This is a genomic window from Stutzerimonas sp. FeSN7, from assembly GCF_030263795.1.
GTDB lineage: Bacteria > Pseudomonadota > Gammaproteobacteria > Pseudomonadales > Pseudomonadaceae > Stutzerimonas > Stutzerimonas stutzeri.
On record NZ_JARPMN010000001.1, the window covers coordinates 1,589,007 to 1,613,199 of the forward strand.

The window sequence follows — 24,193 nt, forward strand, 5'->3', positions numbered from 1 at the left end:
GCGCCAGCTAGACGCTGCACCCACCTGCGAGATTGCTCAAACGCCTGCCGCGGGCATGCCTGACCCGTGAGGCAATGGCCGTGCATATGCTTGCTGAATGGTCATCGCCACGCTGGCGAGGGCGGAACTATGCTCGGATCACCGTCCACCCTGCGGTCGTGGAACAATCCGTGCGCGCTGCGCCGCCATAACATTCCCGCGACCGCGCCTAGTTTCCGAGGTATGTCATGCGTGAAGTAGTGATCGTCGATAGCGTGCGGACCGGCCTGGCCAAGTCCTTTCGCGGCAAGTTCAACATGACCCGTCCCGACGACATGGCAGCGCATTGCGTCGATGCGCTGCTGTCGCGCAACGATCTCGATCCGGCGCTGGTCGAGGATTGCATCGTCGGGGCCGGTTCCAACGAGGGCGCGCAGGGCTACAACATTGGCCGCAACGTCGCCGTGTTGTCGCGCCTGGGCATCGCCTGTTCCGGCATGACGCTGAACCGCTACTGTTCGTCCGGCCTGCAGGCCATCGCCGTCGCGGCCAACCAGATTGCCTCGGGCTGCAGTGACGTCATCGTCGCCGGCGGGGTGGAGTCCATCACCCTGACGCTCAAGAGCCGCAACACCGATCATCTGTTCAACCCGATCATCCAGGAACGCGTGCCGGGCATCTACCACACCATGGGCCAGACCGCCGAACTCGTGGCGCGGCGCTACAACGTCACCCGCGAGCAGCAGGACCTCTACTCACTGCAGAGCCAGCAGCGCACCGCGCGTGCCCAGGCCGAAGGGCTGTTCAGCGACGAAATCGTGCCGATGAACGTGCAGTATTTCACCGAGGACAAGAACACCGGCGAGCGCACCCTGCATCAGGGTGTGGTCGACCGTGACGACTGCAACCGTCCGGACACCACCCTGGAAAGCCTCGCCGGCCTCAAGCCGGCTTTCGCCGAGGACGGTTCGGTGACCGCCGGCAACGCGTCGCAGCTGTCCGACGGCGCCTCGATGACGCTGGTGATGAGCCTGGACAAGGCCATCGAGCTCGGCCTCAAGCCGCGTGCGTTCTTCCGTGGCTTCACCGTGGCCGGTTGTGAGCCGGAAGAGATGGGCATCGGTCCCGTCTACGCCGTACCGCGCCTGCTCAAGGCAATAGGGCTGCAGATTGCCGATATCGACCTGTGGGAGCTCAACGAGGCCTTCGCCTCGCAGTGCCTGTACTGCCGCGACACCCTGGGTATCGATAACGAGAAGTACAACGTCAACGGCGGCTCGATCTCCATCGGCCACCCGTTCGGCATGACCGGCTCGCGCACTGCCGGCCATATCGTGCGCGAACTGCAGCGCCGCAATCTGCGTTACGGCGTGGTGACCATGTGCGTGGGCGGCGGCATGGGCGCGGCCGGGTTGTTCGAAGCGGTGCGCTGACGCCCTCGAAGCTGCTCACAGAAACGGGCCTGCTACCAAGCTGTAGCAGGCCCGTTTTTTTTGCCTGGCTGCGTTCTGCGGGGTACTAGCCGGGCCGCTTCTGACTGACGCTGCGTGGAGCGCCGTCGCCGACGGCAATTCGGTTCCGCTGTAGGCATTGCACGCACGGCGCAATGGCAGGTGCCAACATACGAAAAAGCCGCAGAGCATCGGTGATGACTCTGCGGCTTTTCTACCCGATCCTGCGATCAGGCCATGGCGCGCTTAGCGAGACAGGTTGTACTCGGCAGCGGCACCGGTGCCCACGATGCTGGCGGACGGCAGCAGCTGGCTGATGAAGCGGTTCCAGCGGGTAATGTTGGCCGGCCCCACGAACACCACATCCTGCGGCTGCAGCGGGAAGTGCTTGGCCAGAGCGAAGGCGGTCGGCGACTTGGCGTTCAGCTGGAACACCTTGGCCTGACCTTCGGCCATGTTTTCCGCACCGCGGATCACGTACAGCGCCTCGCCATCGGCAGTTTCCTGGCGAATACCGCCGGCGGTACCGACCGCGTCCATCAGGTTCATGCTGGTGGCCTTGAAGGTCATGGCTTGCGGCGACATTACCTCACCCAGCACGTAGACCTTGCGCTGGTCGTTGTACGGAAGGTGCAGTTGGTCGCCGTCCTTCAGGTAGACCTGGTGCAGCCAGGAATCCGGGCGGTTGAGGGAGTCGACGTCCAGCATGTACTCGCGGCCATCACGCTTGAGGGTCAGACCGGTGAGGTCGGCGGTATCGGTATCGACGCCAGCCTGGCCGATGGCCTGGGTGATGGTCATCGGGGCGGTGGTGATCGGTACTTCGCCGGCAGTATTGAACGCACCGGAGACGACCACGCGCTGGCTACCGAAGCGCAGGATGGAAACGTCCACCTGCGGACTGTCGATGTAGTTGGTCAGACGGCGGGCGATGGTGGCACGCAGCTCTTCGATGGTCTTGCCGGCCGCTTCGACGTTGCCGATGTACGGGTAGAACAGCGTGCCGTCAGGGCGAACCAGGCGTCCGTTGGCATCCAGCTGCTGCTGCGGGCCAGACGGCGCGGTCAGTTCAGGGTGGTCCCAGACGGTGATGTAGAGCAGGTCGTTGGCACCGATGCGGTAGGCGCTCGGCTTGTAGCTGAGCAGTTCCTGCTTGCTCGAGGTGCCTTTGTCGGACGCGATCTCACCCCGGAGCATTTCCGGCGTGATACGGACCAGCTGCACCGTGCCGTGTTCGGCTTCGGCGCCTTCCTTGAACTCGTCGGGGTCAAGATACTGGCCGGGGGCGAAAGCACAGCCCTGCAGTGTCAGAGCGGAAGTAAAAGCGAGTGCAATGAATGGTTTCATGGTTTGTTCATCCTTGACGGAGTGGTTGTTGTTCAAAGAGTGAGACGGCTTGATTCACTTTTTTGCCTGAGGCGTTTGAATTGTTCTTTCGCCTTTTCAAGAGGACCGGAGTCATCACTCCACACTCCTCAGCGACCAAATCGGATCGGTAGCCAAATTTCTCTCCTTCCTGAATGTTCATCTCCAGCGGCTTTTATATTCAGCTACGCGGAAGCGTTTAATTCCCTCCTGGTTGTAAAACGGCAGCGGTCGGCTTGGCAGGTTTAATCCCTTACTTGTTTATGCGTGGCTGCTGCATTACGGCCGAGGCGGGACGGCGCTCAATGTTTAGTTCGATGTTGAAATGCCATCCTGTCACGCTCACACAGAAGGGATAGACCGTCTCGATCTGGCTGGGTTCACCGCGGTTCCGTGCAATTCCAGCCATTTTTTCGATGAATGCGTCAGCTGTCCTGTTTTGCTGGCTTGGCTTTGTCCATGCGGTAGTTCTTCTCCCGCCAAAATGCCGGAACAATGAACAGCGCATCATGGACATAGCGTTTGACCAGGCGTTTTGGCTCGGAGAGCATGCGATGCAGCCATTCCAGTTTGCAGTTCTGCATCCATACCGGAGCACGCTTAATACTGCCGGTGGCGAATGAAATCGACGCGCCGATACAAAAGCCCATTCCGGTCCGCTCGTGACTTTCGATCGAACTGGCCAATATTTCCTGGCGCGGTGCACCCACCGCGTAGAACACCAGTTCCGAGGGGTGTTCACGAACGAACTGCAATGCCTTTTGCACTTCATCCGGTCGATTGATGAAGCCCATCGGCGGATTGTGGTGGTAGACCGTGATGCCTGGATAAAGCGCGCGCAACTTGCTGCATTCCTGTTCGGTAGCGCCGATCAGCACGATGCGCAGATGCTCGCGATTGGCCCAGTCGAGCAGGTCCATGGTCAGGTCGCTGCCGGGAATGACTTCCTCGATCTGCACGCCGAGACGCTGCAGCAGCGGCTGCAGGATCCGGCTGTCGCACAGGCGCAGCCGGGCCTTGGCGTATGCCTCGCGCAGGGCAGGGTTGTCCTGCAGCTGCGCGAGGTGATCGACGTTGGGTGTCACGACGAACGAGTAGGGCTGCTTGACCCCCTCGCGAATGCAGTTCAGCAGCGACGCCTTGCTGCCGGTGTAGAAATGCACACCGAACGCGTGGTTAGTCTCGTTAGACACTCATCGTTACTCCCTTGAAGGCGCCCTTGATGCCGGACCAGGCAAGGCTGGGGTGGTTGAACTCCTTGATGACGGTGATCGCCGACAGGAAACAGGCCGAAGCCAGCGCAAACCCCTGGCCGTAGAAGCGCTTGTTGAAACGGGTGGCCGCACGGTTGCGGTAGTAGTGGTAGAAGGCCGAACGGCCGCCCGAGCTGAGCGAGCCGTAGTGGAACAGGCGGCTTTCGGGCACGACGCGGATCGACACGCCTTTCTTCTTCGCCTGGAACTGCCAGTCGACTTCTTCGGAATACATGAAGTACGCCTCGTCCATCATGCCGATGCGGTCGATCAGCTTGGCCGAGAACGCCAGGCTGCAGCCCATCAGGTAATCCGGTTGCTCGCTGGTCTGGGCCATGGCTTCGAGGGTCTGGTCCTTGCCCAGCAGCTTCGCCTTGCCCAGCAGCGGGTACAGCTTGCCGCCGCCATAGCACTCCAGGCGGCCGGTATCGGCGCTGAGGATCACCGAGCCGACGAACTGGCGATCGTTCTGCGCGAGGGCGTCGAGCAGCGGGGTGAGGGCGTCGCTGTCGACGTAGGTGTCGTTGTTGACGATCCAGAAGTTGGTCACCGGCAGGTTGTCCAGTGCCCAGCGCAGCCCGTAGTTGTTGCCACCGGCGTAGCCGTTGTTCTCCGGGTTGGCGAGCACGGTGACGTTGTGCCGCGGCTGGGCTTCCAGCCACTGGTTGAACGCCACGACGGAGCCGTCCTGGGAATCGTTGTCGATGACCACCACATGGTTGAGAGCCGGGCAATGAGCGAGCAGGCTCTCAACGCAACTGATGGTTTCAGTAGCTGCCTTGTAGTTGAGGATAAGCGCGACGTTCATGGATAGGTTCCTGGCTGCGGAGGTAACGGGCCCGTAGGGCATGAATGACGAACAACATGGCGATGACCGGCTGGCCGTATTCGAACAGGCCGTTGAGCGGCCAGATGACGAAGAGGGCCAGCATGGTCGCGTAGATGAAGCTCATGTCGCTGGCGATGTTCTTGGCGATGCGGTGATAGACGAACAGCGTCATAGGGACGATCAGGAAGGTCAGGAAGCCGAAGCGGAACAGCGTGCCGATGATGCCGACGTCGGAGAGGAAGAAGTGTTCGCCGAAATAGGGGATGAAGCCGTCCTGCCACATCAGCGAGAGCGAACCGCTGGGTAGCCAGTTGACCTGCTTCAAGTGGTCGAAGATCAGGGCGATGGTGACCGAACGGGCGCCGTCTTCCACGCCTTCCAGGGTGCTGTCGTAGAACTCGACGTTGAGTCCGAGAATTTCCAGCAGGCTCGGATAGAAGTAGAACGGCGACAGCAGAATCGACAGCGAGGCGGCCCAGATGATGGCCTTGGCGCGCAGGCAGAACAGGGTGAAGGCCAGGCACAGCACGATCAGCTGGCGCGTCTGGGTAGCGAACACCAGGGTCAGCAGCAGCACCGCGGCAATCACCAGATAGAAGGTCTTGCTGCGCGCCGCACCGCTGATCGGCGACGCCCCCTTCGACCAGATCTGGATGCAGTAGAAGTACGCCAGGCAGATCAGGAAGGGGCCGATGGAGGATCGGTCCGGGCGGTCATCGGAGCGCACTTCCGGGCGCATGTCCGGAATCACGCCGAACTTGAAGCACCAGGAGAAGAACGCGGCAATCAGCGCGGCATAGAGGAATGCCCGCTCGAACTGCAGGGTGCTGACGCGCTTGCCGAGGAACAGCAGCGGCGCGAAGCCCAGAGCCGCCAGTACCCGGCGTTCCTCGATCAGCCCGAAGACGATCGGCTGTCCGTACGTGTAGTAGGCGAAGATCGCCGGCAGCACCAGAAACACCACGGTGGTGTAGGCGCAGTAGTACATGATGATGCGAAACTCACGCGGAGCGTTTTCCGCCGAAGCCAGCAGCAGCAGAATGGTGAAGATGATGCAGATGGCGAGGTACAGCTCGTTCAGACCCTTGATGCCGTAAGGGTTGTGCGGGCTGTCCCCGAACACGGCGAAGTGCAGCACGATCGCCATGATCAGCAACGGAAAAAAGAAGAAGCGTGAACTGAAATTCGTCATCAACCTGAGTCCTTAGGTATTGGTTCCTTGAGCGCCACAGCCCATCAGGCTGTTTCCAGCGCCCGCTTCTTGATCTTCTTGCGCCGCACCAGCAGACCGGTGAACGCCTTGAAGCTCTGGTAGAACCCGATCTCCTTGGCCCCTTTGCCAAGCTCGAAGCCTTTGTACGAAGGGGTTTTGAGCAACAGCAGCTTCATGGCCAGCAGCCGCGGAAGAATCGTCGTGCGGCGGTAGTACTGGAACGGCTGGATGGCGAAGATGCTGCCCGTATCGAACGCCTCCGCTTTGACAACACCATCGGCCTCCGCGTTGCGAAAAAGTTCGCGGCCTTTTGCGGTGCGTACCAGAATCAGCGAGTTGCCCTCGCGCTCTTCGAACGAGGGGTAGCCTTTTTCATCGCCTTCCCAGCCGTCGGCACAGACGATATCGGCGAACTCGCCGATGCCGTCCGGGCAGATCTTGCAGCGGGTCTGCAGGTGACGGTTGAGCACCTTTCCCCAGGAGTCGTTGTAGGTCATGGTGCGTTCGTCGCCGTTCTTCAGCGTCGCCTTGGTCAGACCCGGCCAGCCGTCGCCGCGGTAGCGGAAGGCGGTGACGTCCTTGCGTTCGACCTCCAGCTTGTCCAGCACCTGCTCGGTACCCTGCAGGCTCGGGGTGCCGGCGCACATGAAGGAGACGATGTAGGGAATGTTTTCTTTCAGGCGGGGATCGTGCTGCTGCATCTGGCGCACCGCGGCGACGTCGCAGGGTTTGCCGATGAACAGGTACTTCTCGGTGGACATGGCCACCCATTTCAGTGCCTCACCGGGGCTTGCCGGCGCGTAGCGGGAGCCGGAGGAGGCGATGATGTTCTGCCGCGAGCGGCTGATGGTGGCGACGTTCTCCAGAGGGTCGGTGTGCGAGGCCTGGATCTGGATGACACCGTCGACCAGGTTCTTCTCCAGGCAATACTGCGCCAGCGCGGAGATCACACCGCCGGAGGAGCCGGCCTGGCGGATCTCGTTATCGGTGGCATAGCCCTTGAGCGTATCGAGGATCTCGCCCCAGATGGGGTGGTAGTTGGCCGACTTGTACGGTCGAATGTCCAGGTTCAGCGCCGGGCAGGACTTGGCGAAGGCGGCGCTGGTCTGCTCGTTGGCAACCGGCTTGTTCTGGTACTGCGCATTGAGCACCGGGCGGTGATAGCCATCGCCGGTCAGACGGATCTTGATGGCGTCGTCATCGGCCACCGAGCTGCACATGCCGCAGCCACTGCACAGGTCGTTGTTGAGCACGCGATTGAGTAAAACTTTCATACCTGCCTTCCCTTGAGCGGCCGGTCGGGCGCGATGCGCGACCGGCAGTATTTAACGAGTTCGGTCATGCGGGCTGGCGCCGCTTGCGGTAGATGGCGAGCACCGCATAACCGTAAATGCCTGTCAGGACGACCATGCCGAGAGTGGACACCCAGGGGGCCGCCTGTATTCCGTGGGACGGAATGAAAATCCAGTAACAGAGCACGGTGATCACGCCCGAGGCGATGATTCCGAAGGTGCGCAAGAAGCCGGTTCCCATGGCCATCAGCTGTACGCCAAGCCCGGCGGCGGTGAAGCGCGCGGCGGTGAAGCAGGCGAACGCCAGCCAGAGGGTGTTCAGCTCCGCGTACTCGGCGCCGAGGAAGTAATCGGTGAACAGCGGGCCGATAAAGAAGAACGCCAGCGCGAAGATCAGCCCCATCCCCGTGTATTCGCCGAGGATGCGCAGGCCGTAGCGGGCTAGCCCGGCGGTCTTGTTGTGCAGCTGATAGGCGAAGCGCGGGATATGCACGCTGGCCAGCAGCACGCTGAACGGCACCGCGCCCTGGATCAGCCGCGAGCCGGCGAAGTAGATGCCAGCGGCCTCGCGGCCGGCGAGGTGGTTGACCAGGATGACGTCCAGTTGGGCGAAGATGTTGGTTGCGCCACTGTCCACCGCGAAGCTCGTGGAAGACTTGAAGCGTTCGCCCAGCACCTTCCAGGAATTGCGCAGGATGCCGCCCAGTTCGAGGATCCTCGACAGGGCGCGAAGGGCGAAGGTGGCGTAGATCAGTCGCGACAGGAGAAACGCCACGCCGATGGCCAGGACGTCGTTGCGCAGCAGAATCGCGGCACCGATCAGGACGAAATGCACCAGCGCCGTCGCCACCACGATTCGGGTTTCGCGGTGGAACTGGCCGATGCTGCGAAAAACCGTCAGACCCAGGTCGCCGTAGGACGAAGCGAGCGTGCCGAGCAGGAACAGCACCGCGGCGAAACGTTCGATGAGGTGCAGGTCGAGCACGAACAGGATCACCGGTAGCAGCACGATGCAGGCCGGCAGCACCAGCACCGACTTCGCCGCCAGGCTGGCCGACATGATCTCGCCGGCCCGCTCGCGTTCGGCACCGATGTCGCGCAGGGCGCGCATGCCGAAGCCATAGTCGGTCACCAGCGCGACGATGGTCGACCAGGTGATGACGATGGAAATGAAGCCGAAGTCGCTCGGCCCCAGCGTGCGCGCGAGGATCAGCAGGGTGCCCAGCTGCACGGCGGTCCGAGCCGCCGTGGTGACCCCCATCAGGGCGTGGTCGCGCATGGTTATCTCTGATACGCGGCCTGAGGCTGATGCAGCGTCGCCAGAATCTGTTCCAGTGCGGCGCTGTAGGCGTCCAGCTTGCGACGGATGATCGCGCCGCTGGCGGCGACCTCGGCCTTGAGCTGTTCACGGTTGTCCAGGTGCGCCAGTACCAGCTCCAGCGCGCTGTCGGTGTCCTCGGTCTTGAGGTCGACCACGCGGTGGTAGTCCAGCGACTGGTAGAGCCCGGCGAACTTGCGGCTGTAGGCCAGCGGCACGACCGGTACGCCCGCGGAAAAGGCACCAATGGTGGCGTGCATGCGCGCGCCGACGAAGAAGTCCATGCCGCTGATATAGGACTTGGCTTCGATCGGCCCCTTGAAGCGCGGCGCCAGCTTGAGCTCCGGATACTGCTGCTGGAGCTGCTGGGAGACGGTGTAGTCGTCTTCGGCGGGGAACCCGATCGGGATCACGTGGGGCACCAGGTGCACCTCGTGGCCGCGCTCGAGCAGGGTACGGATCAGCCGGTCGGTCAGCGCCTTGTAGTCGGCGCGCAGGCCGAACTGGTTGGCCGTGCCTTCGTAGCCGCCATGATGCAGCAGCGCGGAGACACTCAGGCCCACGGCGAGCTTGCTTGGGTCGCGCTGTTCGCTCTGGCGCTCGAAGGGCAGGGCGAAGGCGACGTCGATCACCTCGTCGCGATTGGGGATGTTCAGCTGCTTGAGCACATCGAAGGACTGGTGATCGCGGGCGAAGACCATGGTGCTCTTCTTCATCGCCCAGGCCGAGGCCTTGGTGCCCCAATCGGACTTGAACGGGCCGATGGTCTGCGGCGACAGGATCAGCGGCACGCGGCCACCCAGTGCCATGCCCTTGCTGACCAGCAGCTTGATCAGGCGCTTGGCGCCATAGATGTCGGAAAAGCTGTCGCCCTCGCCGATGTCGAAGATCGCGTCGCAGGAAGCGATAGCCCGATACAGGCCGTGCGGGTTCTTCAGCAGGGCCTTCTCGTTGAACTCGATGAATTCGTAGTTGAAGCGTTCGGTGGACGGCGGGTAATCACAGGGGCCGGAGGAGCCGATGATCAGGAACTCCGGGGTGATGCCACATTTGCGGGCGGCTTCGTCGATCAGCAGCATGTTGGAAATGCTCAGCGCGCCAACCCCGAGGTTGCCGGATGAGAACGAATGCCACAGCAGTCCGAATTTCATGTTCGAGTCACTCCAGAATCAATCAGCAATTTGCGCAGGTGTAGGGCCGATGGCCGTGCAGTCGTTGGCCAGGTGCTTGCGCATGAGCTCCATCTGCGGACGGTCTTTGCCGTTGCGCGGCTCGATCGCAAGCTTGTAGGTGCCCCAGCCGGGGCCGCCGGCCCAGTACGCGCTGGGCACGCAGTTGTCGTTCAGGTAGGCGAGCAGGTTGTCCATCGCTTGCGCCGCTTCGGGCAGGTCGTCGGGGATGCCGTACTCGCCGAGGAAGCCTTTCTGGCCATGCTTCTGCAGCCACTCGATGAATGGCCGCGCGCGTTCGACGCCGATCATCGGATCGATGTTTCGGCTGGTCTGGGCCATGTACTTGCCGGAGAAGTCGTCGTCGAAGTACAGGTGCGCCTCGTAGATGAGGCGGTCGGCCGGGTCGTTGATCAGGAAATTGGCGTTCACCAGCGGCCAGTGATAAGCGCTCGACCAGCGCTCGCCCTCGATGAAGATCAGCGTCTGGTCGTCGACTTCGCGGATCGCATCGACCGCCGCCTGGGCTGCGCCCGGCCAGAGGCCCACGGTGCTGTGCGGCTCGTTCATGATGTCGTAGCCGAGCAGGCCCGGGTGACCCTTGAAGCGCTCGGCCAGCTTGCGCCACACCGAGGCATAGGCTTCGTAGGGCACCTTGCTCGAGCCGATGAGTTCGCCGTGGTAACGACCATAGTTGTGCATGTCCAGAATGACCTTCTGGCCGTTCTGTGCGGCCAGATCCAGGGTCTTCTTCAACAACCGGATCTGGTCGAAGTTCAATCCGGAATCGAGCGAGTGCTGCACGCGCTCCCAGATGAACGGAAAGCGGATCAGGCGGATGCCCTGATCGGCGTAGTACTTGAAGTGTTTCTTCTCGGGGTAGAAGTAGTGAGTGCCGTTCTTGCCCGGCGTGATGTGCGGGGCGAAGCCGGCACCGGAGATGTTGACCCCGTGCAGGGCCAGGCCTCCTTCGTCATTGACAGGCCAGTCGGCGGCGCACACGCCGACAGCCGACAGCGCGGCGGCCAGGACCACTGCCAGTCGGGTCGAGCGCATTGCAGGCCGGTTGGAGTGTCTGGTCATCGCTAAACACCTATCTTCAAGCAAAAAAAATGTCCGCTGACGCTCGCAAGGTCAGTGTCGGGCAGATACGAAAAAAAAAGGGTGGCGTTCGGCATGGCGACGGGGGTTGACCCCGCCGCCGTGCGAATCACTTACTTATTGGTGCTGGCGTATTCGTACTGGTAGTAGCCGTACTCGCCATAGGTGGATGCCTTGCGGACCACGGCGTTGAAGATCACGCCCTTGACCAGCAGGCCGTTCTGCTCGAGGCGCCGCTTGGCCGCTTCGATTTCCTTCAGGCCGTTCAGGCCGTAGCGGGTGACCATCAGCGTGGTACCTGCCTGGCTGCCGACCAGCGCGGCGTCGGTGACCGCCAGGATCGGCGGGGTATCGAAGATCACCAGGTCGTACATGTGGCTGATCTCCTTGACGAAGCGCGAGAAGTTCTCGTGCATCAGCAGTTCCGACGGGTTCGGCGGCAACTGGCCATGGGTGATCACGTGGAGGTTGTTCAGCTGGGTCTTCTGGATGGCATCGAACAGGGTGATGCGACCGGAGAGGATATCGGACAGACCCTTGTCGCCATCGCAACGCATGACCTTGTGCAGGTAACCCTTGCGCATGTCGGCGTCGATCAGCAGTACACGCTTGCCGGACTGAGCGACAACGGCGGCCAGGTTGGTGGTGACGAAGGACTTGCCGACTGCCGGGCTCGGACCGGTGATCATCAGGACGTTGTTCTTGGCCTCGATCATCGCGAAGTGCAGGCTGGTGCGCAGGCTGCGCATGGCCTCGGTGGCGAGGTCGGCCGGGTCGTTGATGGTCAGCAGGTAGGATGCAGTGCTCTTGTCGCGCTTGAAGTTGGCCAGGCGCTTCTCCAGCGTGGCCTGCTTCTCGGTGAAGGGAATCGAGGCGTAGACCGGGGTGCCGGTGCGTTCGATGTCCTCCGGATTCTCCACGCCGCGCTTGAGTGCTTCACGCACATAGACGAAGGCGGTGGCGAGCAGGGCGCCGAGCAGGGTGGCGACGATGACTACCAGCGGCTTGTTCGGCTTGACCGGGTTTTCCAGGTCTGCCGCGGCGTGGTCGATGATGCGCACGTTACCCACGGTGCCGGCGCGGATGATGTCCAGCTCTTGGGTCTTGTTCAGCAGCATGGAGTAGGTTTCCGAGGAAACTTCCACGTCGCGGGTCAGGCGCAGCAGTTCCTGCTGGGTCGACGGCAGGGTGTCGATCTGCTTCTCCAGCTGGTCCTTCTGCATCTGCAGCTGGTTGATCTGGTTCATCAGCGCCTGGAAGTTCGGGTGCTGACGAGTGAAGCGACGTTCCATCTCGGTGCGCTTGAGGTTCTGCTCGGAGATCTGCTTTTCCAGGTCGACGATGCGATCGAGCACCGACTGGGTTTCTGCGGTGATATCCACCGAGCGGGAGCCGGTCTGGTACTTGTTCAGCGCGGTCTGGGCAGCCTCGAGGTTGCGGCGTACGGCCGGAACCTGCTCGTTGAGGAACTCCAGGCTCTGGGTCGCTTCCGCAGCGTTACGGGCAACGTTCTGATCGACGTAGCGGTTGGCCACTTCCTCCAGCACGCGGATGGCGTGTTGCGGATCCGGGTCTTCCAGGGTCACGTTGACGATGCCCGACTGCTTGCCGCGCTCGGCGGCGGACAGGCGCTGCTGATAGCTCTCCGTGGTGTTGTAGGTGCGATTCTTGATCACGGTGAAGGTGGTGCCGGGGCGAGCGTTCAGCTCGGCCACGGTGACGCGGTAGCCTTCATTCTCTACCGGCTCGCCGGTGACGCCCTGTACCACGACTTCGCCGTCTTCATCGCGCAGGATGAAGCCATTGTTCTCGGCGGCTTCCAGCGTCAGCTCCTTGCCATGCACCTTGTCCGGTACTTCCAGCTGGGTGACCTTCAGTACTTCGCCACCCCAGGCGTAAGCGCCGAGGCCGGTCGGGTACCAGCCCAGCTCGCCTTCTTCGGTCGGTTCGAAGCGCCGGGCCATGAAGCCGCCGATGATCGGGAAGTGGTGGGGCTTGATGATGATGTCGAGGTTCAGGTTGCTGACCGCGCCACCCACCACCGAGCGCGACTTGAGCAGCGCGATCTCGGTCTGTGCCGGCGATACCGGCGGGTTGTTGTTGACCACGTCGGTCAGGCTCGGCAAGCCGCTCTTGGGTTCGATCTGGATCATCGCGCTGGCGAGATAGACCGGTGTTGCGAGCAGCGCATAGGCGATGCCCAGGGCCGCGAAGAAGCCGGTGATGCCCAGAATGAGCATGCGGTTGTTGATGAAGGTGTCAAAGAGGTGGGCCAGGTCGATGTCCTTGTCCTCTTTGGTTTCATAGATTGGGCGGGGCATGGTTGTCATCGAAGTTCCTTCTTCATTTCAGGTAAGGAAGCCAGCTCTCGACGGATTTCGTCAGGAGATTGTGGACATGTTCAAAAGCGGGTTTGGATTGGCGGTAGGGGTCCGGAATTTCCAGGTTGTCCTGCCATTTGCCGATGAGAAACGTCTTGCCGTGGACCTCGGGTGCAATCTGGCGAATGTGTTGAATGTGGCTGTTCTCCATCGCCAGGATCAGGTCGGCCTGGTGCAGCATGTGACTGTCGACCTGGCGCGCACAGTGGGCGGGGAGTTCCAGCCCGTGGTCCTGCAGTACTTCATGGGCGGTTTTGTCCATGGGGTTACCTACTAGTGCGCCAATGCCCGCCGAACTGATCGTCAGGCCCTGGCCGCTGAGTCTGTGCGCGAACAACGCTTCGGCGGTTGGGCTCCGGCAGATGTTCCCGACACAGACGATCAAAATGTTCTTGAACATGGGTTCAACCTCGTGGCTGCAAGGTCGCAGCCGCCGGGATTCGGCCCGTGATGAACGAATGTGAGATTTTGGGCAGTGTCATTAGTTCCTTCCTGTCACGCCTTTGTGCGGCGTGACTTTTTCCAGTCTTTTCGGCGGCGCGCGGAGCGTGCGTCGATCAGTACACGTCCTTGTTCAGCAGCAGCGCCGGCGGGGTGCGTACGAGGATGTAGAGGTCGAACCAGACCGACCAACGCTCGATATAGTCGAGGTCGAACTCGACGCGTTTCTCGATCTTCTCCAGCGTGTCGGTCTCGCCGCGGTAGCCGTTGATCTGCGCCCAGCCGGTGATGCCGGGTTTGACGCGATGACGTGCCGAGTACTCGGCCACGGCGTCCTCGAACAGCACGCCGGCAGCCTTGGTGGCGGTGGCATGTGGGCGCGGACCGACCATGGACATGCTGCCGAGGAAGACGTTCAGCAGCTGTGGCAACTCATCGAGGCTGGTCTTGCGGATGAAGCGGCCGACACGGGTGATGCGATCGTCGCCACGGGTGGTCTGCCGATCGGCGTTGGCGTCGGACTTCTCGTGGTACATCGAGCGGAACTTGAAAACCTCGATCAGCCGGTTGTTGTAGCCGTAGCGCTTTTGCTTGAAGAGCACCGGACCCGGCGAGTCGAGCTTGATCGCCAGCGCGATGAGCAGCATCACCGGCGCGGCAGCGAGCAGGGCGATGCTGGAGATGACGATGTCTTCCAGCCGCTTGAAGAAGGGCGACCAGCCACGCAGCGGCAGGTCCGACGCGATCAGGGTGGGCAGGCCGCCGACTTCGGTGATGCGCTTGTCGGCGTGGCGGAAGGCGACCATGTCCGGTACCAGCAGGACGTTGACCGGCAGCTTGCGCAGTTCGTTGATCAGCTGGCCGATGCGGCTGTCGGCGAACCAGGGCAGGGCGACCAGCACCTGGGTGACCTTTTCCTCGCGGATCATGCGTTCCAGATCGCGGGTGTTGCCGAGCAGGGGCAGGTTGGCCAGTTCCTTCGGCAACCGCTCGAGGCGGTCATCGATGAAGCCCAGCACGCCGGTGCGGATGTCGCGATGGTTCTGCAGGTGTTCGGCCACGCGCAGGCCGTTCTCGGTACCGCCGAGGATTACTGCGTTCTGCAGGAACATGCCCCGCGCCATCAGGCGGCGGAACAGCGCGAGCATGGCCAGGCGCTCGGCGCCGAACAGGACGGCGCTGGTGAAGAACCAGAACACCAGATGTTTGGTTTCCAGGTAACTGAACAGGCCCATGCCCTGATGCATGAAGATCAGGAAGCTGAACGCTGCGGCCCAGGCCACGAGCATGACGCGGAAGCGCAACAGGGTGCTGAACACTTCTTCGCTATAGATGCCGACGGTCTGGAAGATGATGACGCTGAGTACCGCGAAGAAGCCGAGGAATGCGCTGAACGGGCCGCTGGCGGGAAGTTCCATGAACGCCAGCAGGAGTAGCCCGGGCAGGATCGACGTGAGGCCGTGGATCAGGCGAATGCTGGCAAGGAAGTAATCGACGAAACTCGGGTGAGCATATTCAAGGGTTCCAACAGACTGTACGCGCATACAAGGCTCCATCCTCAGCTCAAAGCTGGCTCAAATCTCGAATTAATCGCCGCGGAACGCGGGGGATTGATAGCAGGCCGCCATCGCAACCGTGATCGGGACTCCTGCTCCGACCGTGCCTCTCCGGATGAGTTCAGTAGGAGTCAGTGGGCCGCCAAAAAAATGAGCGGGCCCGCAAAATGCGCGCAAATAGCTGTTTTGAAAGCGCTTTGAGCGGCGCCCGAGATGAGCGTGGCGGGCTAAGCAGGACGCGGATAATGACGGGCGGTGCGATACATCGAAGTTTTGGATTAATACCGCTGCGCTTGTTGCGCACAACTTCCGACCCCGGCCCCGGTCTTATGCAGCGGTGCCAATTGCGAGGAATGAACTGCCATGGGCGATGCCAAGGCGCTGCTGATACTGCATGGAAAACAGGCGCTCAACGATGAGGTACGCGAGGCGGTTAAACAGCGTCGCGAGGCGGGGTGGGATCTGGCGGTTCGTGTCACCTGGGAGCCAGGCGATGCGCAGCGGCTGGTGCGCGAGGCGCTGGATGCGGGCTATCCGACCCTGATTGCCGGTGGCGGCGACGGCACCTTGCACGAGGTGGCCGCGGCCATGCTGGAGATACAAGCGGACGCCAGCCTCGCGCTGCTGCCGCTGGGGAGTGCAAACGACTTCGCCAAGGCTGCCGGCATACCGCTCGACCCGGTCGAGGCACTGGGTTTGCTGGAGCAGCCGGCGCAAGTGATCGATATCGGCGCAATGAACGGCCATCCCTTCGTCAACATGGCCACCGGGGGCTTCGGCTCAAAGGTCACCGCGAGCACCTCCGAGGAGCTCAAGCGGGTGCTGGGTGGCGGCGCCTATCTGCTCACCGGCCTGACGCGCTTTGCCGAGATCCATTCCGCGAAGGGTCGTTTCAGCGGGCCGGGCTTCGATTGGGAAGGGGAGTTCCTGGCGCTGGGCATCGGCAACGGGCGACAGGCCGGCGGTGGCCAGCTGCTCTGCCCGCAGGCGACGATCGACGATGGGCTGCTGGACGTCTGCATCGTGCCGGCACCGGCGGATGCCGTCGGGACCCTGGGCACGCTGCTCAGCGGTGGTCTGCTTGGGGTCGATGCGGTGTCGGTCAGTGCCCGGGTGCCCTGGCTCGAGGTCGAGGCGCCGACGGCGATCAACATCAATCTGGACGGCGAACCCTTCACAGGCGCCAGTCTGCGCTTCGATGTCCGCCCGCGGGCTTTGCGCCTGCACGTGCCCCCGGAGTCGCCGCTGCTGCAACGAAATCTCCGGGCGCAGTGATATGGGCGAAGCCGGCAGCCGGTAAGCTGGGAAAAAAGTGGTGAACGGTACATAAAGCCGAAGGGGATGCGGCCGATATGCCTCTTACCATGTTTTCCCAAGGAGCCTGGAAATGGCCGGCATTCTCGATTCAGTCGATCAACGCACCCGCCTCGTGGGGCAGAATCGCCTGGAAATTCTCATGTTCCGGCTCGGCGGGCGGCAGAAGTTCGCCATCAACGTCTTCAAGGTGCAGGAAGTTGTCCAGCTGCCGAAGATGACGCTGATGCCGCACCGACACAGTTCGGTGTGCGGCGTGGTCAACCTGCGCGGGCAGACCCTGCCGGTGGTCGATCTGTCGCGAGCCATCGGCCTGCGGCCGCTGGTGCCGGACGAGCGCAGCACCATCATCGTCACCGAGTACAACCGCACCGTGCAGGCCTTTCTGGTCGGTGGCGTGGACCGCATCGTCAACCTGAACTGGGAAGCGGTGATGCCGCCGCCGACTACCGCCGGCCGGCAGCACTACCTGACTTCGATCACCAAGGTCGACGATGAGCTGGTGGAAGTGATCGACGTGGAGAAGGTGCTCGCCGAGATCGTCCCCTATGACACCAACATCTCCGCCGAGCGGCTGGCCGATCCGATCCTCGAGCGTGCTCGTGGCCGGGAAGTGCTCTGCGTGGACGATTCCTCGGTGGCCTTGGCTCAGCTGCGCGAAACCCTCAGCCAGCTCGGCCTGAAGATCCACACCGCAAGCGACGGCTTGAAGGGCCTGAACATGCTCAAGGCGTGGGCCGACGCCGGCGAAGTGCTCACCGACAAGCTGCTCATGGTGTTCACCGATGCCGAGATGCCGGAGATGGACGGCTATCGCCTGACCACCGAGATTCGCCACGATCCGCGTCTGCGGGACCTCTATGTGGTGCTGCACACGTCTCTGTCGGGTAGCTTCAACCTGGCCATGGTGCAGAAGGTCGGTTGTGACAACTTCCTCTCCAAGTTCCAGCCGGAAAAACTGGTGGACGTGATCCAGGACCGCCTGAAGCTGGACGAGCAGGCCTGACAGCCCGCCTGTAGCCGGCTGCTGAACCACGCAGCCGCCCCTGCTATGCTGCTGCGCTTTCCCCCAAGGAGGCGCAGCATGCATCTCTCCTCGCTCTATCGCTTCCCTCTCAAGTCGGCGGCTGGCGAATCGCTGCAGCGCTGCGCCAGCGATTCGCTTGGTCTGCTCGGCGATCGGCGCTGGATGGTGGTTGCCGCCGGCACCGGGCGCTTTCTCACCCAGCGCGTACTGCCGCGTATGGCTTTGCTGCAGGCGCATTGGCAAGGCGATACAGCGTTGAAGCTGGCGGCGCCCGGCATGCCGGAGCTGCTGGTGCGAGTACCGGATGACAAGACGATGCGCTGTGTGCAGGTCTGGAGCGCCAACCCGGTGGTACCGGATGCTGGTGAGACCGCCGCGGCCTGGCTCTCTGACTTTCTCGGGCAGGCCTGCCGGCTCGTGTACCTGCCGGAGGACGACGGCATTCAGGTCGATCTGGATTATGCGCGGCTCGGCGAGCGTACGGCCTTCAGTGACGGGTTTCCCTTTCTGCTGATCGGTCAGGCGTCGCTGGACGATCTGGCCCGACGTGTAGGGCGTCCACTGGAGATGCTGCGCTTTCGACCGAACCTTGTCGTCAGCGGGGCCGAGCCCTATGCCGAGGATGGCTGGAAGCGCATCCGTATCGGCCAGCTGACCTTCCGTGTGGTCAAGCCCTGTTCGCGCTGCGTCATCCCCACGCTCGACCCGGCCACTGGCGAGCGCGCGCCCGATCGGGAGCCACTGAATACGTTGCTGTCGTATCGCAAAGGGCCGGGCGGGGTGTTTTTCGGCCAGAATCTGATCGCCGAAGGGCGCGGCGAGCTGGAAGTCGGAATGCCGGTCGAGCGGCTGGAGTGAGAAACGGCCGCGCCCGGACGGTGTGCCGTCCGGGCCGGCTGCGCGTCACTGCGATTCGAAATAACGCTCGTGCCACTCCACCAGCGGTTGGGGTGAATTCAGCTTCTGCCCGTAGATCACCGAGTAGGTCAGCACGTTCTGCACGTACTGGCGGGTCTCGTCGAACGGAATGTTTTCCACCCACACATCGAACGACAGGTGCTCGGCGTTGCGCAGCCACTGGCGCACACGACCGGGGCCGGCGTTGTAGGCGGCCGAGGCCAGTACACGGTTGCCGTTGAACTGCCCGTAGATCTGGCTGAGATAGGCAGTGCCCAGCTGGATGTTGGTGGTGGGGTTCAGGACCTGCTGCGGCGAAGCCAGCGGGATGTTGAAGCGCTTGGCGGTTTCCTTGGCGGTTGCGGGCATCAGCTGCATCAGGCCGGTGGCGCCGACATGGGAGCGGGCATCGGCCATGAAGGCGCTTTCCTGGCGGGTGACGGCGAACGCCCAGCTGGGATGGATCTCCCGCGCCCGCGCGGCCTGTACCAGGGTGTTGCGGTGGGCCATGGGGAAGCGGATATCCAGATCATCCCAGTACTGCGCCTGGCTGATGGTGCGGATGGCCGGGAAGTACCACTCCTTTTCATAGGCGATGCGTGCCTGCGCGACCATCTCGTCGCGGCTGAACAGCCGACTGACGTGATACCACTCGCGGCGGCCATCGACGATCTGCCCGCGGTCGTGGAATTCCAGTGCGCGGCGAATACCGGCGGTATTGCGCACCTTCTGCACGACCTTCGGATCGAGCGCCAGTGGCTGATGGTTCAGCTTGTACGGCGCCTGGATGCGGTCGGCCGACAGGAAGCCGTAGAAATCCCGCTCTTCGGCCACCGGCTTATAGAGCAGGGCCGCCTGCTTGCTCTCCGGTTTGGCCAGCTGCAGGCTGCGCGCCTGCCAGTAGCGCCAGCGATTGGTATTGGCCAGTTCATCGGGAAAACGCTGTGTCAGCCGGTACGCTTCATCCCACTGGCCCTGGCGCAGCAGCAGACGGGTGCGCCACTCGGTGACGGTGTTGTCGCGCAGCTCGGGATCGTACTCGGCCATCACCTTGAGCGCGCGGCTGTCGAAGCGCTTGGCCAGGGTCAGCCCGATCTGCCGGGCAATGGCGACCTTTTCCTCGGGCGAAAACGCAAAGCGGCGGGCGTAGCCGTCGAGCAAATTGAGCGCCTGCTCCGGGTCCTGGCGCGCGAGGCGCCGCAGGCCGATCGAAACGACGTCGGCCATCGCCGGGCTGGTCGGCGAGAAGCGTTCAGACTGGCGAAGCATCTGCGGTTTCTGCGCCACGTCGATCATCAGCTGCCCCTGGCTCTGCAGCGTAGGCAGACGTTTCACCAGGAAGCTGGCGACCCCGTAATTGCCGCTCTCCACGGCCAGCTTGGTGCGCTTCCAGCGCCGGTCTTCGGTCAGGAGACCCTTGGATTCCCAGAGTTCGAACAGCGGGTCGCAGGAATTGTGCTGCGACTTGCCCACCAGCCACAGCCGCTCGGTTGCGGCGTCAGCGCCCGGGAGACCGTTGCGCAGCTGATACTGCGCGAACAGGCAGTCCAGTTCGGTGAAGTTCATCTTCGGATCGTAATAGCGGGTAAAGGTCTGCCAGTCGCCGCGGGCGGCCAGCAGGCGCAGCCAGCGCAGCTTCATCCAGTTGATCTGAGGCAGGTCGCCGTGTTCGGCGAGAAACTTCTCGACTTCCTGATTGCTGGCCGACTTCAGCCGATGGGTCAGCTCGTCATAGGCGAGGTAGGGCTCGAGCGGATAGTCGCGCAAGGCGCTCTGGTAACGGCGATAGGGGCCTGCATCGCCCTTGGCCAGGGCCTGCTTGGCCTCATCGTAATACTGGCGTTGCTGGCTGAGACTGGCGGCGGACGCATCCAGGCCAATGGCAGAAACGAACAGGCAGAAACACAAACTGGAGAGTCGGCCGCGCATGGTACATCCGTAAAACGGGGGGCGTTGAGATGACAGGCGACGTGCTGTACCGGGCGGCACAGGAGACGGCCTGCTGCAGGAGCTAGCTTAGCTTGCCGCACCGGCCAGTTAAACGAGCATTAAGCTCCGGTAACAAACAAAACCACTCTTCCGACGAGCGTACGGCGACAGGGGTGCAAGTCGCCGACAGACGGGAGGCCGGCGCGGCCGCTCGGCAGCGATAAATCATCGGATCCGACCGGGTTCATGGTCGCCATCCTGCTAGAATGCGCGCCCTGTTTTCGGAGGTAGCCATGACCCTGCTCAAGTTCACCGATGTATCTCTCGCCTACGGCACCACGCCGTTGCTGGATGGCGTGTCCTGGCAGATCGCGCGGGGCGAGCGGGTCTGCATCATCGGCCGCAACGGGACGGGCAAATCCAGCATGTTGCGCCTGGTCAAGGGCGATCGCAGCGCTGACGACGGCGAAATCTGGCGCGCGCCGGGACTGAAGATCGGCGAACTGCCACAGGAGCTGCCGCGGGCCGACGACCGCACGGTCTTCGATGTGGTCGCCGAAGGCCTGTCCGGGGTAGGCGAGCTGCTCGCCGAGTACCATCACCTGAGCATGAACATTCAGGATCAGGACGACCTCGACAAGCTCATGCATGTTCAGCAGGCCCTGGAAGCCAAGGATGGCTGGCGCTTGCAGCAGCTGGTGGAAAGCACGCTCAGCCGTCTGCAGCTGCCCGCCGATCGCACCCTTGCCGAGTTGTCCGGGGGCTGGCGGCGTCGAGTGCTGCTGGCTCAGGCGCTGGTGTCCGAACCCGACCTGCTGCTGCTCGACGAACCCACGAACCACCTGGACATCGGCGCCATCGCCTGGCTGGAGGAAGCGCTGACCGGCTTCAACGGTGCCGTGCTGTTCATCACCCACGACCGCGCCTTCCTGCAGAACCTGGCGACCCGCATTCTGGAGCTGGACCGTGGCCACCTGATCGACTGGAACGGCGATTACGCCAGCTTCCTGGTGCACAAGGAACAGCAGCTGGCCGCGGAGGAAACCGCCAACGCCCTGTTCGACAAGAAGCTCGCCCAGGAGGAAGTGTGGATTCGCCAGGGCATCAAGGCGCGGCGCACCCGCAACGAAGGCCGGGTGCGTGCCCTCAAGGCGCTGCGTGCCGAGCGCAGCGAGCGCCGTAATGTGCAAGGCAAGGCGACTTTCCAGGTGGAAACCGCGGAAAAGTCCGGCAAACAGGTTGTCGTTGCCGAGCACATCAGCTTCGCTCATCCGGGCGGCGAACCGCTGATCCGCGACTTTTCCCTCGTCATTCAGCGCGGCGACCGCATCGGCCTGCTCGGCGCCAACGGTACCGGCAAGACCACGCTGCTCAAGCTGCTGCTGGGTGAACTGCAGCCCAGCAGCGGCTCGATCGAGTTCGGCACCAAGCTGGAAGTGGCGTATTTCGACCAATTGCGTCACCAGCTGGAGCTGGAGAAGACCGTGGTGGACAACCTCGCCGAAGGCCGCGAATTCATCACCATCGATGGGCAGAACCGCCACGTGCTGAGCTACCTGGGCGACTTCCTGTTCAGCCCGCAGCGTGCGCGCACGCCGGTCAAGGCGCTGTCCGGCGGTGAGCGGGCACGGCTCTTGCTGGCGAAGCTGTTCAGCAAGCCGGCCAACCTGCTGGTGCTCGACGAGCCGACCAATGATCTCGATGTGGAAACCCTCGAACTGCTCGAAGAGGTGCTGCTCGGCTTCCAGGGCACGGTGCTGATGGTCAGCCACGATCGGGCCTTCCTCGACAACGTGGTCACCAGCACGCTGGTGTTCCAGGGCGGTGGCGAGGTGCGCGAGTACGTCGGTGGCTATCAAGACTGGCTGCGCCAGGGCGGTTCGCCGCGTCTGCTGGGCGTTGCCGACTCCGCTGCGCAGGCGAAGGAGGCCGGCAAGGCGCAGGGGGCGGCGCCTGCTCCCGCTCCGGCGCCGGCCGAAGCGGCACCGGCGAAGAAGAAGCTCAGCTACAAGCTGCAGCGCGAACTGGAGGCGCTGCCGGGCAAGATCGATGAGGCCGAGAAGGCCATCGAGGCGCTGCAGGCGGACATTTCCGATCCGGCGTTCTATCAGCAGGCGCCCGAGGCGACCGCCGCGGCGCTGGCCCGCCTCGAGGCGCTACAGCTCGAGCTCGACGGGCTGCTGGAGCGTTGGGCCGAACTCGAGGAGTGATCGCACGCTGTGGGCCCCGGCGGCGCCCGCGAAGACGGGAGCCGCTGCACGGCGGAGCGGGTCCCGGTCACGGCTTATGAGATGGATCAATGCCATGCGCGCTGGCGCGTAGTTAAGTATCCGGAAAAGGATCAGCAGTCATGATGGAGCGTTAATGGCAATCGAATACCGCATCACCCTGGATGACGAACACGATTTCAGTTACCGGATTGAGCTGGATCGTGATTACGACCAGGAGGCCGCCGCCCAGGCGCCAAAATGGACCCGCCTCGATCATCAGCGTTGCTCCAACTGCCCGCTCAGCAAGGACGATTTCAGCCATTGTCCCGCCGCCGTGGACCTGCATCGGGTAATCGAGGACTTCCAGGGGCTGCCCGCCGTGCAGAAGGCTCTGGTCTGGGTGCGTACCCCCGAGCGCGAATACACCAAGCAGGTCGGACTGGACGAGGGCTTGCGGGCGCTGCTCGGAGTGATCATGGCGACCAGTGCCTGCCCGGTGCTCGGCCGGCTCAAACCCATGGCCAAGCAGCATCTGCCGTTCGCCAGCAATCATGAGTTCGTGCTGCGGGCCGTGTCGCTCTACCTGGCGCGACAGTATTTCAATCTGCGCGAAGGGCGCCATGCCGATTGGGAGCTGCGGGGGCTGGTGCGCTCATTCCAGCAACTGCAGCTGGTCAACCAGGCGTTCTGGCAGCGCATTCACGATACCTGTCACGCCGACTCCAACCTCAAGGCCTTTCTGACCTTCTTCTCGATGGCGTCCAGCCTGACCTATTCGCTGGAGACGCAGCTGCAGAAGATCCGCCCCTTGGTGATGAGCGCGGGCGAGGGCGTGGAGCTCTTCTGATCATCGCGACCGCGCAGCGCCATCACGCTACGCGGTCGGGGCTGTCATTCCGCTTTTTTCAGGCGCACGGCCAACACGTCGCACGGCGCGCCATGCAGGATGTCGTTGGCGGTGGAGCCGAGCAGCAGCGCAAGGCCGTGGCGGCCGTGGCTGCCGACCACGATCAGGTCGCAGCGCTGCTCCTTGGCCAGCCGATGCACTTCCTGGCGAGGCTGCCCATAAGCCAGGTGGCGATTTTCCGGAGCCAGACCAGGATAGCTGTCGGCAAAGCCGTTCATGCGCTCGCGGGCCTGATCGAACTGCTGTTGCTGCAGCATCGAAAGATCCATCGGCACGTCACCGCCGAACGCCATGGCCATCGGTTCGATGATATGCACCAGGCTCAGTTTGGCGTTGGAGGTGCTGGCGAGCGACTGCGCGCGAGCGACAACCGGATGGCATTCTTCGGTCAGGTCGATGGCGACCAGTATGTGTTGGTAGGGCATGGCGCGTTTCTCCTTGCGTGCCGGTCGCCAGAGGCAGTGGTCGTCCCGGCGGTATCTGGGTGATTACCCTTTCGTTTAACAGGTTTATACGACCTTGCGTCGGCCCCCGCCAGTGGCTTGTTGTCACCATCGATGA

General features: G+C 62.8%; 19 protein-coding genes. 6 read left to right on the forward strand and 13 right to left on the reverse strand.

The annotated features are described in order from the left end of the window. Positions 1–227: 227 nt before the first annotated feature. Positions 228–1,412, forward strand: coding sequence for a thiolase family protein (locus P5703_RS07475; RefSeq protein WP_285586002.1), 1,185 nt, complete (start codon positions 228–230; stop codon positions 1,410–1,412). A 264-nt stretch (positions 1,413–1,676) separates the two neighbouring features. On the opposite strand, the gene P5703_RS07480 is transcribed toward P5703_RS07475, so the two are convergent. From P5703_RS07480 to P5703_RS07530, 11 genes are all read right to left on the reverse strand, one after another. Beyond that, positions 1,677–2,777, reverse strand: coding sequence for a polysaccharide biosynthesis/export family protein (locus P5703_RS07480; protein ID WP_014597018.1), 1,101 nt, complete (start codon positions 2,775–2,777; stop codon positions 1,677–1,679). A 443-nt stretch (positions 2,778–3,220) separates the two neighbouring features. Beyond that, the gene (locus tag P5703_RS07485) at positions 3,221–3,988 is read right to left on the reverse strand and encodes a WecB/TagA/CpsF family glycosyltransferase (RefSeq protein ID WP_013983100.1); all 768 of its coding nucleotides are present in this window, start codon (positions 3,986–3,988) and stop codon (positions 3,221–3,223) included. Then, positions 3,981–4,856 carry a glycosyltransferase family 2 protein gene (locus P5703_RS07490; RefSeq protein WP_013983099.1) on the reverse strand — a complete coding sequence of 292 codons (876 nt, stop codon included), beginning with the start codon at positions 4,854–4,856 and terminating at the stop codon, positions 3,981–3,983. Before P5703_RS07490 ends, P5703_RS07485 begins: the two co-directional genes overlap by 8 nt. Then, positions 4,816–6,069 (reverse strand): hypothetical protein, encoded by a 1,254-nt coding sequence (locus P5703_RS07495; protein WP_011913612.1) that lies wholly within the window; start codon positions 6,067–6,069, stop codon positions 4,816–4,818. Before P5703_RS07495 ends, P5703_RS07490 begins: the two co-directional genes overlap by 41 nt. A gap of 44 nt (positions 6,070–6,113) precedes the next feature. Continuing rightward, positions 6,114–7,364, reverse strand: a complete 1,251-nt coding sequence (locus P5703_RS07500) for a Coenzyme F420 hydrogenase/dehydrogenase, beta subunit C-terminal domain (protein WP_049339167.1) — start codon at positions 7,362–7,364, stop codon at positions 6,114–6,116. Positions 7,365–7,428: 64 nt separating this feature from the next. Then, entirely contained in the window at positions 7,429–8,661 is a 1,233-nt protein-coding gene (locus tag P5703_RS07505; protein WP_125856493.1) for an oligosaccharide flippase family protein, read from the reverse strand. A 2-nt stretch (positions 8,662–8,663) separates the two neighbouring features. Then, entirely contained in the window at positions 8,664–9,851 is a 1,188-nt protein-coding gene (locus tag P5703_RS07510) for a polysaccharide pyruvyl transferase family protein (protein ID WP_011913609.1), read from the reverse strand. 18 nt (positions 9,852–9,869) lie between these two features. Continuing rightward, the gene (locus tag P5703_RS07515; protein ID WP_249269811.1) at positions 9,870–10,952 is read right to left on the reverse strand and encodes a glycoside hydrolase family 5 protein; all 1,083 of its coding nucleotides are present in this window, start codon (positions 10,950–10,952) and stop codon (positions 9,870–9,872) included. A gap of 131 nt (positions 10,953–11,083) precedes the next feature. Then, positions 11,084–13,300 (reverse strand): polysaccharide biosynthesis tyrosine autokinase, encoded by a 2,217-nt coding sequence (locus P5703_RS07520; protein WP_020307907.1) that lies wholly within the window; start codon positions 13,298–13,300, stop codon positions 11,084–11,086. A gap of 13 nt (positions 13,301–13,313) precedes the next feature. Further along, the gene (locus tag P5703_RS07525; protein WP_014597010.1) at positions 13,314–13,751 is read right to left on the reverse strand and encodes a low molecular weight protein-tyrosine-phosphatase; all 438 of its coding nucleotides are present in this window, start codon (positions 13,749–13,751) and stop codon (positions 13,314–13,316) included. Positions 13,752–13,908: 157 nt separating this feature from the next. Then, a complete protein-coding gene (locus P5703_RS07530; RefSeq protein ID WP_013983092.1) occupies positions 13,909–15,336 on the reverse strand; it encodes an undecaprenyl-phosphate glucose phosphotransferase in 1,428 nt (475 codons plus the stop codon). 375 nt (positions 15,337–15,711) lie between these two features. Between P5703_RS07530 and yegS the strand changes: the two genes are divergently transcribed. From yegS to P5703_RS07545, 3 genes are all read left to right on the forward strand, one after another. Further along, positions 15,712–16,623 carry a lipid kinase YegS gene (gene yegS / locus P5703_RS07535; RefSeq protein ID WP_049339171.1) on the forward strand — a complete coding sequence of 304 codons (912 nt, stop codon included), beginning with the start codon at positions 15,712–15,714 and terminating at the stop codon, positions 16,621–16,623. 112 nt (positions 16,624–16,735) lie between these two features. Beyond that, positions 16,736–17,668 (forward strand): chemotaxis protein CheV, encoded by a 933-nt coding sequence (locus P5703_RS07540; protein ID WP_011913602.1) that lies wholly within the window; start codon positions 16,736–16,738, stop codon positions 17,666–17,668. Between the two features lie 78 nt (positions 17,669–17,746). Next, on the forward strand, positions 17,747–18,547 hold the full coding sequence (locus tag P5703_RS07545) for an MOSC domain-containing protein (RefSeq protein WP_011913601.1): 801 nt from the start codon (positions 17,747–17,749) through the stop codon (positions 18,545–18,547). Between the two features lie 45 nt (positions 18,548–18,592). On the opposite strand, the gene P5703_RS07550 is transcribed toward P5703_RS07545, so the two are convergent. Continuing rightward, positions 18,593–20,515: a transglycosylase SLT domain-containing protein gene (locus P5703_RS07550; RefSeq protein WP_014597006.1), complete on the reverse strand. Its 1,923-nt coding sequence runs from the start codon at positions 20,513–20,515 to the stop codon at positions 18,593–18,595. Between the two features lie 293 nt (positions 20,516–20,808). Between P5703_RS07550 and P5703_RS07555 the strand changes: the two genes are divergently transcribed. Continuing rightward, a complete protein-coding gene (locus tag P5703_RS07555; RefSeq protein WP_014597005.1) occupies positions 20,809–22,725 on the forward strand; it encodes an ATP-binding cassette domain-containing protein in 1,917 nt (638 codons plus the stop codon). Between the two features lie 154 nt (positions 22,726–22,879). Continuing rightward, positions 22,880–23,572, forward strand: coding sequence for a DUF6901 family protein (locus tag P5703_RS07560; RefSeq protein WP_011913598.1), 693 nt, complete (start codon positions 22,880–22,882; stop codon positions 23,570–23,572). A 44-nt stretch (positions 23,573–23,616) separates the two neighbouring features. On the opposite strand, the gene P5703_RS07565 is transcribed toward P5703_RS07560, so the two are convergent. Beyond that, positions 23,617–24,057, reverse strand: a complete 441-nt coding sequence (locus tag P5703_RS07565) for a universal stress protein (RefSeq protein ID WP_017245122.1) — start codon at positions 24,055–24,057, stop codon at positions 23,617–23,619. Positions 24,058–24,193 lie beyond the last annotated feature (136 nt).

Bases quoted from the DNA above. Each gene is read 5' to 3' on its own strand.
- P5703_RS07475 (WP_285586002.1), top strand. From the start codon at position 228: ATGCGTGAAGTAGTGATCGTCGATAGCGTGCGGACCGGCCTGGCCAAG.
- P5703_RS07480 (WP_014597018.1), bottom strand. From the start codon at position 2,777: ATGAAACCATTCATTGCACTCGCTTTTACTTCCGCTCTGACACTGCAG.
- P5703_RS07490 (WP_013983099.1), bottom strand. From the start codon at position 4,856: ATGAACGTCGCGCTTATCCTCAACTACAAGGCAGCTACTGAAACCATC.
- P5703_RS07495 (WP_011913612.1), bottom strand. From the start codon at position 6,069: ATGACGAATTTCAGTTCACGCTTCTTCTTTTTTCCGTTGCTGATCATG.
- P5703_RS07500 (WP_049339167.1), bottom strand. From the start codon at position 7,364: ATGAAAGTTTTACTCAATCGCGTGCTCAACAACGACCTGTGCAGTGGC.
- P5703_RS07505 (WP_125856493.1), bottom strand. From the start codon at position 8,661: ATGCGCGACCACGCCCTGATGGGGGTCACCACGGCGGCTCGGACCGCC.
- P5703_RS07510 (WP_011913609.1), bottom strand. From the start codon at position 9,851: ATGAAATTCGGACTGCTGTGGCATTCGTTCTCATCCGGCAACCTCGGG.
- P5703_RS07515 (WP_249269811.1), bottom strand. From the start codon at position 10,952: ATGACCAGACACTCCAACCGGCCTGCAATGCGCTCGACCCGACTGGCA.
- P5703_RS07520 (WP_020307907.1), bottom strand. From the start codon at position 13,300: ATGACAACCATGCCCCGCCCAATCTATGAAACCAAAGAGGACAAGGAC.
- P5703_RS07525 (WP_014597010.1), bottom strand. From the start codon at position 13,751: ATGTTCAAGAACATTTTGATCGTCTGTGTCGGGAACATCTGCCGGAGC.
- P5703_RS07530 (WP_013983092.1), bottom strand. From the start codon at position 15,336: ATGCGCGTACAGTCTGTTGGAACCCTTGAATATGCTCACCCGAGTTTC.
- yegS (WP_049339171.1), top strand. From the start codon at position 15,712: ATGGGCGATGCCAAGGCGCTGCTGATACTGCATGGAAAACAGGCGCTC.
- P5703_RS07540 (WP_011913602.1), top strand. From the start codon at position 16,736: ATGGCCGGCATTCTCGATTCAGTCGATCAACGCACCCGCCTCGTGGGG.
- P5703_RS07545 (WP_011913601.1), top strand. From the start codon at position 17,747: ATGCATCTCTCCTCGCTCTATCGCTTCCCTCTCAAGTCGGCGGCTGGC.
- P5703_RS07550 (WP_014597006.1), bottom strand. From the start codon at position 20,515: ATGCGCGGCCGACTCTCCAGTTTGTGTTTCTGCCTGTTCGTTTCTGCC.
- P5703_RS07555 (WP_014597005.1), top strand. From the start codon at position 20,809: ATGACCCTGCTCAAGTTCACCGATGTATCTCTCGCCTACGGCACCACG.
- P5703_RS07560 (WP_011913598.1), top strand. From the start codon at position 22,880: ATGGCAATCGAATACCGCATCACCCTGGATGACGAACACGATTTCAGT.
- P5703_RS07565 (WP_017245122.1), bottom strand. From the start codon at position 24,057: ATGCCCTACCAACACATACTGGTCGCCATCGACCTGACCGAAGAATGC.